General features: G+C 54.7%; 12 protein-coding genes. 3 read left to right on the top strand and 9 right to left on the bottom strand.

Annotation, left to right across the window (positions count from 1 at the left end; translation table 11 throughout):
• Positions 1–135: 135 nt before the first annotated feature.
• Positions 136–1,773 (top strand): L-aspartate oxidase, encoded by a 1,638-nt coding sequence (gene nadB / locus PROAA_RS15555; protein WP_186412217.1) that lies wholly within the window; start codon positions 136–138, stop codon positions 1,771–1,773.
• Between the two features lie 55 nt (positions 1,774–1,828).
• On the opposite strand, the gene PROAA_RS15550 is transcribed toward nadB, so the two are convergent.
• The 9 genes from PROAA_RS15550 to PROAA_RS15510 form a co-directional block, all read right to left on the bottom strand.
• A complete protein-coding gene (locus tag PROAA_RS15550) occupies positions 1,829–2,254 on the bottom strand; it encodes a protein YgfX (RefSeq protein WP_342669230.1) in 426 nt (141 codons plus the stop codon).
• A gap of 17 nt (positions 2,255–2,271) precedes the next feature.
• Positions 2,272–3,510, bottom strand: coding sequence for a beta-ketoacyl-ACP synthase II (fabF, locus tag PROAA_RS15545; RefSeq protein ID WP_186412215.1), 1,239 nt, complete (start codon positions 3,508–3,510; stop codon positions 2,272–2,274).
• A 113-nt stretch (positions 3,511–3,623) separates the two neighbouring features.
• Entirely contained in the window at positions 3,624–3,860 is a 237-nt protein-coding gene (acpP, locus tag PROAA_RS15540; RefSeq protein ID WP_186412214.1) for an acyl carrier protein, read from the bottom strand.
• 118 nt (positions 3,861–3,978) lie between these two features.
• The gene (gene fabG / locus PROAA_RS15535) at positions 3,979–4,719 is read right to left on the bottom strand and encodes a 3-oxoacyl-ACP reductase FabG (RefSeq protein ID WP_186412213.1); all 741 of its coding nucleotides are present in this window, start codon (positions 4,717–4,719) and stop codon (positions 3,979–3,981) included.
• An 8-nt stretch (positions 4,720–4,727) separates the two neighbouring features.
• Positions 4,728–5,669 carry an ACP S-malonyltransferase gene (gene fabD, locus PROAA_RS15530; protein ID WP_186412212.1) on the bottom strand — a complete coding sequence of 314 codons (942 nt, stop codon included), beginning with the start codon at positions 5,667–5,669 and terminating at the stop codon, positions 4,728–4,730.
• Between the two features lie 11 nt (positions 5,670–5,680).
• Positions 5,681–6,640 (bottom strand): beta-ketoacyl-ACP synthase III, encoded by a 960-nt coding sequence (locus PROAA_RS15525; RefSeq protein ID WP_186412211.1) that lies wholly within the window; start codon positions 6,638–6,640, stop codon positions 5,681–5,683.
• 1 nt (position 6,641) lies between these two features.
• The gene (gene plsX / locus PROAA_RS15520) at positions 6,642–7,655 is read right to left on the bottom strand and encodes a phosphate acyltransferase PlsX (RefSeq protein ID WP_186412210.1); all 1,014 of its coding nucleotides are present in this window, start codon (positions 7,653–7,655) and stop codon (positions 6,642–6,644) included.
• Between the two features lie 69 nt (positions 7,656–7,724).
• Entirely contained in the window at positions 7,725–7,904 is a 180-nt protein-coding gene (rpmF, locus tag PROAA_RS15515; protein WP_186412209.1) for a 50S ribosomal protein L32, read from the bottom strand.
• Positions 7,905–7,928: 24 nt separating this feature from the next.
• Positions 7,929–8,417 (bottom strand): YceD family protein, encoded by a 489-nt coding sequence (locus PROAA_RS15510; RefSeq protein ID WP_186412208.1) that lies wholly within the window; start codon positions 8,415–8,417, stop codon positions 7,929–7,931.
• 118 nt (positions 8,418–8,535) lie between these two features.
• Between PROAA_RS15510 and PROAA_RS15505 the strand changes: the two genes are divergently transcribed.
• The gene (locus tag PROAA_RS15505) at positions 8,536–9,120 is read left to right on the top strand and encodes a Maf family protein (RefSeq protein WP_186412218.1); all 585 of its coding nucleotides are present in this window, start codon (positions 8,536–8,538) and stop codon (positions 9,118–9,120) included.
• Positions 9,121–9,291: 171 nt separating this feature from the next.
• Positions 9,292–9,864, top strand: a complete 573-nt coding sequence (locus PROAA_RS15500) for an SAM-dependent methyltransferase (RefSeq protein WP_342669229.1) — start codon at positions 9,292–9,294, stop codon at positions 9,862–9,864.
• The last annotated feature ends 122 nt before the right edge of the window (positions 9,865–9,986 follow it).

Raw genomic sequence — 9,986 nt, 5'->3', positions numbered from 1 at the left:
AAGTTTACAAGCCCTTGTCATAACTCCATGATCGTGAACGGTTTTTCATGCTCCGACCCTGGCCTATCTCGCAACAGGGTGAAGGGCTTGACGTGTGCGTGTTATAGTGAGCTCCCATTCTTCAAGTGCTTTGTCGTGGTGCTTCGCTTTGACATTCTCGTTATTGGTAGCGGCCTGGCTGGACTTTCAGCGGCGCTTCGTCTTGCACAAACCTGCAAGGTCGGCCTGATCAGCAAACGTGCTCTTGTGGACAGCGCCTCCAGTTGGGCGCAAGGGGGTATTGCTGCAGTTCTGGACAGTCAGGATTCGGTAGAGGCGCACATTCGCGACACAATGACTGCGGGTGCTTTTCTCAACGATCAGGAAACCACACGTTTCGTTATCGAAAACGGCCGCCGAGTAATTGACTGGCTTGTCGAACAAGGCGTTCCTTTTTCGCGGGACGAAGCGGGTTTCCATTTGAACCGCGAGGGCGGACATGGCGCACGTCGTGTCATCCACGTCGCAGATGCAACGGGCCTGTCGGTACAGTCGACCCTGATACGCAAGATTCGGGAACATCCGAACATCACTGTTCTTGAACGCCACATTGCCATCGACCTTATCACCGGGGAGAAGCTGGGGCATGCCGACAAGCGGTGCTATGGCGCCTATGCACTCGACAGTGACAGCGGTGAAGTGTTGACTATCGGCGCACTACATACACTGATTGCGACGGGTGGCGCTGGAAAGGTTTATCTCTATACGACGAACCCGGATACCTCCACCGGAGACGGTATTGCGATGGCATGGCGCGCTGGATGTGCGGTAGCTAATATGGAGTTCATCCAGTTTCATCCAACCTGCCTTTACCATCCTCAGGCCAAGTCTTTCCTGATTTCTGAAGCAGTACGGGGTGAAGGTGGACTCCTGCTTTTGCCCGACGGCACTCGCTTCATGCCGCAACATGATTCGCGTGCCGAACTGGCGCCGCGCGATGTCGTTGCCAGGGCAATCGACTTTGAAATGAAAAAGCTTGGCCTCGATTGCGTCTATCTCGATATTTCTCACAAGCCTGTCAGCTTTCTTGCCGAGCATTTCCCGAACATCATGACGCGCTGCCTTGAACTGGGTATAGACATTTCCCGTGAGCCGATCCCGGTAGTTCCCGCTGCCCATTACACCTGTGGCGGCATTGTCACCGATCTTCGTTCCCGCACAAACATTCCGGGGCTATACGCAGCTGGTGAGGCGTCCTGCACTGGTTTTCACGGTGCCAACCGGCTGGCTAGCAACTCGCTGCTGGAATGCCTGGTTTTTGCAGAGGCAGCTGTCAAGAATATTCTCGAACAACCCAGAATCGACCTTCCGGATATCCCTGAATGGGATGCCAGTCGCGTCGTTGATCCCGACGAGGAGATTGTCATCTCACACAATTGGGATGAGCTGCGTCGCTTCATGTGGGATTACGTGGGTATTGTCCGCACTACCAAGCGTCTGGAGCGCGCTCAGAATCGCATTCACCTCCTGGCACGGGAAATTGACGAGTATTATGCGAATTTCCGGGTCAGCCACGATCTGATTGAACTGCGCAATCTTGTTGTGACGGCGGACTTGATCGTTCGGTGTGCGTTGCTACGCCGTGAAAGTCGCGGACTTCACTTCAGCCGCGACTACCCGGAAACGCTCCAGAAAGCGAAGAATACACGAATCAAGAGATCGTCCCGGCGCGCCCCATACTCTGAAGCGAAACAGAATCTGGATGAGACGAGAAGCGCGGAAACCACCAAATGATGGGCCGTCAAATGCCAAGAGGCAGACGCCTCCTACTGATTACAAGAGCGCGATTTCATTTGGTATCGACAACGGGAACTGCGTGCCAGCGTAACCACAGGCGAAGCATCCTGAATTGATCGGAAGACATATGGTCGGGAAGCAACGCAAGGTTGCAGACCCGCTTTTCTTCGCCAATGCGCAGCCGCATTACGATCAATCGGAGAAACACCGTGCTGTCCGGCAGCGCAGTCACTCCGACACGATTACCGTCGACCAGCGCGCATTCCAGCGCGTTTCTTCCTGTAAGGTGCAAACCGACGATTCTGGGCGGACGCAGAGCGTGCCATAGCGATAAGCCAATGACCACGATCAGCAGTGAACGCAAAAGTAACGGCCACGGCAATGCGATTACGCAACCGGCAGCTATCGTGTGAAACAGAAGGAGCAGAAGTGAAAGACGTTGCGAGCGGTGCAGTTCAATGAAAACGGGGAGCTGCACGGCTTGAACGGAATCGGCTAGACCCGTTTGAAGACAGCGGTTGCGTTCGTACCTCCAAAGCCGAATGAGTTAGAAATGGCAACGTCGATCTTCATGTTGCGCGCCTCATTTGCGCAATAATCAAGATCACACAATTCATCCTGATCAAAGATATTGATGGTCGGCGGGGATACTTGCTCGTGAATTGCCAGCACCGAGAATACAGCTTCAATGCCGCCGGCTGCACCAAGCAGGTGGCCGGTCATCGACTTTGTCGAATTGATCACCAGGTTCTTTGCATGTTGGCCAAAGGCGCGCTTTACCGCTACCGTTTCAGCTGTATCGCCAAGAGGCGTTGAGGTGCCATGTGCATTTAGGTACTGCACATCCTGCAGATTCAGTTGGGAATTTCTCAGCGCGTTGGTCATGCAACGCGCGGCGCCCTCGCCGTCTTCACAAGGCGCCGTCATGTGATGGGCATCCGCGCTCATGCCAAAGCCGGCCAATTCGCCATATATTCTGGCGCCACGCGCTTTGGCGTGTTCATACTCCTCTAGCACCATCACGCCGGCACCCTCGGCCAACACAAAACCGTCGCGATCTTTGTCCCACGGACGGCTGGCAGTAGTCGGGTCATCGTTGCGCGTGGATAGGGCACGAGCGGCGCAAAATCCACCAAGCCCGAGGGGGGAAACGGTGCACTCGGCACCACCGGCAATCATGACATCGGCGTCACCGTATTCGATGAGACGTCCCGCATCGCCGATGCTGTGTGTTCCCGTCGAACAAGCGCTGACCAAGGCGATGTTCGGCCCCTTGTAGCCATACATGATCGACAGATTGCCCGAGATCATGTTGATGATTGAACCGGGGACAAAGAACGGGGAAATCTTCCGTACTCCGGAAGCAACGAATTCATCGCGAGTACTCTCTATCATCGGTAATCCGCCGATGCCGGAACCGATGGAAACACCGATACGCTCGGCGTTGTCCGGGTGAGCCTCAAGTCCAGCATCCTTGATCGCCTGAATACCCGCCGCCATACCAAAATGGATGAATAAATCCATACGGCGTGCATCTTTGGCGGGAAGGTATTGCGTGATATCGAAATCCCTGACTTCGCCGGCAATCTGCACGGGGAATGAAGAAGCATCAAAACGGGTGATCCGGTCTATTCCGGAGCGCCCAGCAAGAACGTTCTTCCAGGCTTGTTCAACTGTATTACCAACCGGAGAAACCACTCCAAGGCCGGTGATGACGACTCTGCGACGTGTCAAATTTTTCTCCGGGGGAAAACAGGAAGAAACGCTAAATGGAGATAAGAGGGTTCGGGGAAAAATCCTGCAGGGTAGTTCCAACTACAGCCCCGCAGTTGTGTTTCGCTGAAGGCTTATTTCTTGTGGCTCAAGATGTAATCAATGGCTTGCTGAACATTGGTGATCTTCTCGGCTTCGTCATCCGGAATCTCGCACTCGAACTCTTCTTCGAGAGCCATCACGAGTTCTACTGTATCCAACGAGTCTGCGCCGAGGTCGTCAACAAAAGAAGATTCATTCTTGATATCCGCTTCATTGACGCCGAGTTGTTCTGCGACTATTTTTCTGACGCGCTGTTCGATATTTTCCATCTAAGTGCTCCTTCGAAAGTTCATTTATGAAACAAAACCGGGCTATTCTACCAAAAATGACCAAGTCTTACCAAATGAGCAGGCAAAGCTGCCCTGTGACTTGCCGCCCACTCAAGTACTAATCCAGATACATGCCACCATTGACATGAATCGTCGTTCCAGTGACGTATGCGGCGCCAGGTGAGGCCAAAAAACCGACAGAAGCTGCAACGTCCTCGGGCAAGCCAAGACGTCCGAGCGGAATGTTGGCAACGAGCGCCTTCCGATGCTCCTCATCCAGGCTCTTGGTCATGTCGGTATCGATGAGGCCAGGTGCGACGCAATTAACCGTGATGTTGCGACTCCCCAATTCTCGCGCAAGGGAACGTGTCATGCCGGCGACCCCGGCCTTGGCAGCACAATAGTTGGCTTGCCCGGGATTGCCTGAATGACCGACGATCGAAGTGATATTGATGATTCGCCCCTGACGTACTTTCATCATGCCGCGCATGACGGCTTTGGACAAACGGAAAACGGCCTTCAGGTTGGTGTCGAGTACCGCATCCCACTCATCGTCTTTCATGCGCATCGAGAGATTGTCCCGTGTAATCCCGGCATTGTTGACCAGAATCGTTGTTGCGCCATAAGTTTTTTCGATGCGTGTCACCAGAGCATCAATCTGTGCCTGGTCACACACTTCCAGGGCAGCGCCCTCCCCCGCGATGCTTGCCGTAGCGAGGTATTCCGAGATGCTGGCAGCTCCCTCATTGCTGGTGGCCGTGCCAATAACGGTTGCACCCAGTTTTCCCAGTTCAAGTGCGATAGCTTGACCGATACCGCGCGAAGCGCCAGTGACGAGCGCGACTTGTCCGTTAAGCATTTTTCCTTTCACTCCATTGACGGAATGGCTGCTTCGATCGCCGCCAGATCAGCCAGCGCAAGGCCGTTCAGACCGCCAGAGCATCGTTTCGTGAGGCCCGCCAATACCTTGCCAGGGCCGCATTCGGCCACGGTCGTGATGCCTATCGATGCGATTTTCTGTATCGTTTCAACCCATCGCACGGGAGAGAAAGCCTGCCGAATCAGCGCGTCCTTTATCCTTGCAGGGTCTGATTCGATGGCGACGTCAACATTGTTGACCACCTGAATCTTCGGTTCAGCGAAATTCAGTTCTGCCAGACGAGCGCCCAACTTGACCGCAGCCGGCCTAATCAGCGAGGAATGGAAGGGCGCAGAAACGGGCAAGAGCAAGGCGCGCTTGGCTCCTCGAGCCTTGCATCCTTCACAGGCCCGTTCAACAGCGGCTTTGCTACCGGCAATGACGGTTTGGCCGGGTGCATTGAAATTGACCCTTTCAACAACCTCGCCGTTGCCCACTTCGTCAGCGGCTTCAGCGCAGGCTTCTTGAATCCTGTCGTCGTCAAGGTTCATGATTGCAGCCATGGCTCCCGTTCCGACGGGCACAGCCTCCTGCATCGCGGCTGCACGCAGACGGACAAGCGGCACCGCATCCCTGAAATCGATGACCCCTGCGGCAACCAGCGCCGAGTACTCGCCGAGGCTATGCCCAGCCACGACCGCCGGAAGCCTGCCGCCTTTGTCGAGCCATAAACGATAGGTCGCTATGCCGGCCGTCAACATCACGGGCTGGGTGTTGACCGTTTGCGCCAGCGCTTCGGCCGGTCCCTGCGATAACAACTCCCAGAGATCCTGTCCGAGGGTTGCCGATGCCTCATCAAACGTTGCGCGGACCACCGCAGCATCGCCGTAGGCGGCCATCATGCCAACCGATTGCGATCCCTGACCAGGAAAAACGAAAGCGAATGCCATAGATAATCCTCTTAGAACTCAAGCAAAACCGCGCCCCAGGTAAAGCCGCCGCCTACGCCTTCGAGCATGACTTTATGACCGCGCTGAATGCGCCCATCTCGAACCGCCACATCCAGTGCCAGCGGAATGGAAGCGGCGGAGGTATTTCCATGTTGGTCAACCGTCACAATAAATTTTTCCATGCCAAGCCCCAGTTTCCTGGCAGTCGATTCAATGATCCGGATATTGGCCTGGTGTGGGATCACCCAGTCGACTTCAGATGGAGAAATGCCGGCGCCTTCGCAACATTCCTTCGCCACATCGGTCAGCACACGGACGGCAAACTTGAATACAGCCTGCCCATCCATCCGTAGAAAGGGGTCGCCAATCACCTTTCCACCGCACACACTGCCGGGTACCGACAGGATGCCATGGTGCGAACCATCGGCGTGGGCCGCAGTAGCCAGAATACCGGGGGCTTCAGACGCTTCCAGAACAACCGCTCCCGCGCCATCCCCAAATAGCACGCATGTGGTGCGATCTTCCCAGTCAAGGATCCGTGAAAAAACTTCGGCGCCAACAACCAAAGCCTTCTTGTGGCTACCCGAACGAATGAACTTCTCGGCAACAGTCAGGGCATAGGCAAATCCACTGCACACCGCCTGGACATCGAAAGCCATGGCACCCTGATTTCCCAGTTTTGCCTGCAACAGGCAGGCCGTGCTTGGGAAGATGAAGTCAGGAGTCGAGGTCGCAAGGATTATCAAGTCGAGCTGCCCGGCATCCGTTCCCGCTGCGGCAAGCGCGCGACGGCCGGCTTCGAGCGCTAGATCACTTGATGTGCAACTCGAGTCAGCGAGGTGGCGTGTCCTGATGCCCGTACGGCTGAAGATCCATTCGTCATCTGTTTCGACCCCCCGATTGAGAAGATCGGTGTTGCTGACTGGCTGTCCGGGAAGATAACTGCCAACTCCTGTGATGCGGGCAAACATGCTATGCAATCTCCTGCAATGGTTGTTGCAATGCGACACGTTCGGTGATGCGTGACAGCACCCCGGTTCTTGCTTCTTCTGCCGCACGCTCAATTGCGTTGGCAAAGGAAAAAACGTCGGCAGATCCGTGGCTCTTGACGACTATCCCCTTCAGGCCAAGCAGAGTGGCGCCATTGTATCGCCTGTGATCGACATGCTTCTTGAAGTTATTCAAGACGGGCAAGGCAATCAAGGCGACAAGTTTGGTGAGCAGACTGCGGTTGAACTCCCGCTTCAGAAAAGTAGCCAGCATCTGTGCCAGACCTTCCGAGGCCTTGAGGGCGACGTTGCCAACGAAGCCATCGCAAACAATAACTTCAGCCTCACCCTTGTAGATACCATCCCCCTCAACATTTCCCACAAAATTCAGGCCGGACTCCCTGAGCAACTCGGCCGCTCGCTTAACGACGTCGTTTCCTTTGATAGCTTCCGCGCCAATATTGAGAATGCCGACCGTTGGCCGATCCTTGTGTTCCATAGCGGCAACCAGCGAAGCCCCCATGATGCCAAATTGCAACAGATGCTCGGGGCTGCAATCGACGTTGGCTCCCAGATCAAGCACGTGCGAATGGCCTTTGGCCGTCGGAAGAATGGCGCAGATCGCCGGGCGGTCAATCCCCGGCAGCATCTTGAGGACAAAGCGCGAAATGGCCATCAGGGCACCAGTATTGCCGGCAGAAACACAGGCATCCGCTTGACCTTGTTTGACGAGGTTAATGGCGACCCGCATTGACGAATCCTTCTTGTTGCGCAATGCCAGCGCCGGCGCCTCATCCATCGCTACAATTTCGCTTGCGTGATGAATTGCAATACGACTATCTGCTGATCTCGCAAGGAACGGGCTGATCTTCTCTTCGATACCCACGAGGATCACGCTTACGTCATCGTGATTTTCCACGAAGTCTCGCGCCGCACGCACGGTAACCGCAGGGCCAAAATCCCCGCCCATGCAGTCAATAGCGACAGTAACCGTCATCCGGAAGGAGCTCAAAGAAAAGGCAGGCAAGTTCCCACGATGGGGAATTGCCTGCCCAATCCTGTAACCTTACTCTCCTGTACCCTTTGTGACTTTCTTGCCACGGTAATAGCCGGACGGGCTAATGTGATGGCGAAGATGGACTTCACCGGTCGTCGGTTCAACGGCCAGCGGAGGATTTGTCAGAAAATCGTGGGCGCGACGCATGCCACGCTTGGACGGTGATTTCTTGTTCTGTTGAACGGCCATAAATTACTCCATAGATCAAACGCACTATGCTTTGCCCTTGAAACCTTGCAGCACGGCAAAGGGGGAAATCTTAACTTTTCCCGCTTTGATATCAGGCAAAGCACAACTTTTGTGACGCGGCGCCGAGGGCAGATCAAGAATGATTTCGTCTTCAATCAACGCAACAACATCGAGTTCTTTTTGCGCTGGAAGGAAATCCATTGAATCATCCTCGATCTCCTCCTGCGTCAATTCTTCGTCATCGACGAATTCCAGCACGCTCCGCACCTCGACCGGATAATCAATCCCCTCAAGGCAACGCTGACAGCAAACTGACAACACACCATCCAACTGCAATTGCAACTGCGGCCTGTTGCGCGCACCCATCCGGCCCTCGATCCGAAAACTCAAATAACCAGCTGAACCGGCAAGCTTATCGAGAACGCGAGCCAAGTCGGCAATCAGCAATTTGCCTTGCAAGGCACCTGCTTCCCGCGCAAAGGTCAGACTGTCAATAACAATCCGTTCCGACATAAGGGGCGCATGATATTATTTTTGGCTTTCGAAGTCAAAGCAGTAGCGCCATTGTTCTGATGTTTATTGATCTTTAACTTTGTCCCGCCACGGTGGCGGTATTTCCGTCTCTCTCCACATGCCCAGCGTACAGATTGTTCTTTCCTCGACCTCCCTATTCCGACGTGAACTGCTCGCCCGGCTTGGTTTGCCGTTTGAAACGGCCAACCCGAATGTCGACGAAACTGCACGGCACGGCGAGACACCGGAAACAACTGCGTTGCGGCTATCGGAAGACAAGGCTCGAGCAGTCGCAAGGCAGTATCCGGAGGCGCTGATAATTGGTAGCGATCAGGTTGCCTATCTTGATGGTCAGGTTTTTGGCAAACCAGGAACCCATGAGAATGCAGCAAGGCAATTGCAGACGATGCGTGGCCGCACCGTCAACTTCTACACCGGATTGTGCCTGCTCAACGCCAAAAGCGGCAAAGTGCAGTTGCGTGGTGTGCCCACGCTTGTCACTTTTCGGAACCTGACGAGCGATGAGATCGAAAACTACTTGCGCAAGGAGAAGCCCTACAACTGCGCCGGCAGTGCGAAATCCGAAGGCTTGGGAATTGCCATAATCGCAAAGATGGAGGGAGAGGATCCAAACGCGCTCATTGGCCTACCTCTGATTGCGCTCTGTGATTTTCTAAGAAATGAGAGTGTTTATGCCATATAAACATATCGTTATAGCGTCTATTTAAAGTATTTTATGGAAAAAGGAAGGCTATATTTAGTCCCGGTTCCACTCGGCCCAGTAGCGGCCGAATCCGTCTTGCCGGCACCCGTGCTTGACTGTGCGAGAAAGCTTAAGCATTTTGTGGCGGAGAGCGCCAAGTCGGCTCGAGCCATGCTCAAGTCGCTGCCTTCCGATTACCCGTTGCAGTTGATCGAGATTCGCGAACTCAACGAACATACCTCGCTCAATGCGTTACCCGATTTGCTGGCTCCTCTACTCGCGGGAATGGACGTTGGCCTGATTTCCGAGGCTGGCTGCCCGGCTGTGGCGGACCCTGGAGCCAATCTGGTCGCCTTGGCGCACAGGGAGGGAATCCAGGTCATCCCGATGATCGGCCCATCGTCAATTCTCCTCGCCTTGATGGGGTCGGGTCTGTCCGGCCAGCATTTCGCATTTCATGGTTATTTGCCGACGAACCAAGACCAGCGGCAAAAGAGACTCCGCGAACTGGAAAAGGATTCGCGTCAAGGGGGAAAAACGCAGATTTTTATCGAAACGCCTTATCGCAATTGCCAAATGCTTGAAACCCTGATCAGTGTCTGCGCCCAAAACACGAAAATCTGCGTTGCCACCGATCTAACGTTGGGTAGCGAGAGCATCTTGACGCGCACGCCCGCTGAATGGCGCCGACAGGGGGTGCCGAGCGTTAACCGCCGCCCGACGGTATTTCTGATTCAGGCCTGAAATACCCACACCCAGAAAAGGAAAGCCGTAGGGCGTGTTCACAGTAACCAAATATAGGTGCATGCGAGATGCAAGAATGCGGTGAAGCGATGGGCCAATTTGTCGTAACGGGTGGCGAGGCG

It is taken from the genome of Candidatus Propionivibrio aalborgensis, assembly GCF_900089945.1.
In the GTDB taxonomy this organism is placed as follows: Bacteria; Pseudomonadota; Gammaproteobacteria; order Burkholderiales; family Rhodocyclaceae; genus Propionivibrio; species Propionivibrio aalborgensis.
This window is presented reverse-complemented; position numbering and strand designations above follow the sequence as displayed.

Bases quoted from the DNA above. Each gene is read 5' to 3' on its own strand.
- acpP (WP_186412214.1), bottom strand. From the start codon at position 3,860: ATGGAAAATATCGAACAGCGCGTCAGAAAAATAGTCGCAGAACAACTC.
- fabG (WP_186412213.1), bottom strand. From the start codon at position 4,719: ATGCTTAACGGACAAGTCGCGCTCGTCACTGGCGCTTCGCGCGGTATC.
- fabD (WP_186412212.1), bottom strand. From the start codon at position 5,669: ATGGCATTCGCTTTCGTTTTTCCTGGTCAGGGATCGCAATCGGTTGGC.
- PROAA_RS15525 (WP_186412211.1), bottom strand. From the start codon at position 6,640: ATGTTTGCCCGCATCACAGGAGTTGGCAGTTATCTTCCCGGACAGCCA.
- plsX (WP_186412210.1), bottom strand. From the start codon at position 7,655: ATGACGGTTACTGTCGCTATTGACTGCATGGGCGGGGATTTTGGCCCT.
- rpmF (WP_186412209.1), bottom strand. From the start codon at position 7,904: ATGGCCGTTCAACAGAACAAGAAATCACCGTCCAAGCGTGGCATGCGT.
- PROAA_RS15510 (WP_186412208.1), bottom strand. From the start codon at position 8,417: ATGTCGGAACGGATTGTTATTGACAGTCTGACCTTTGCGCGGGAAGCA.
- PROAA_RS15505 (WP_186412218.1), top strand. From the start codon at position 8,536: ATGCCCAGCGTACAGATTGTTCTTTCCTCGACCTCCCTATTCCGACGT.
- PROAA_RS15500 (WP_342669229.1), top strand. From the start codon at position 9,292: ATGCTCAAGTCGCTGCCTTCCGATTACCCGTTGCAGTTGATCGAGATT.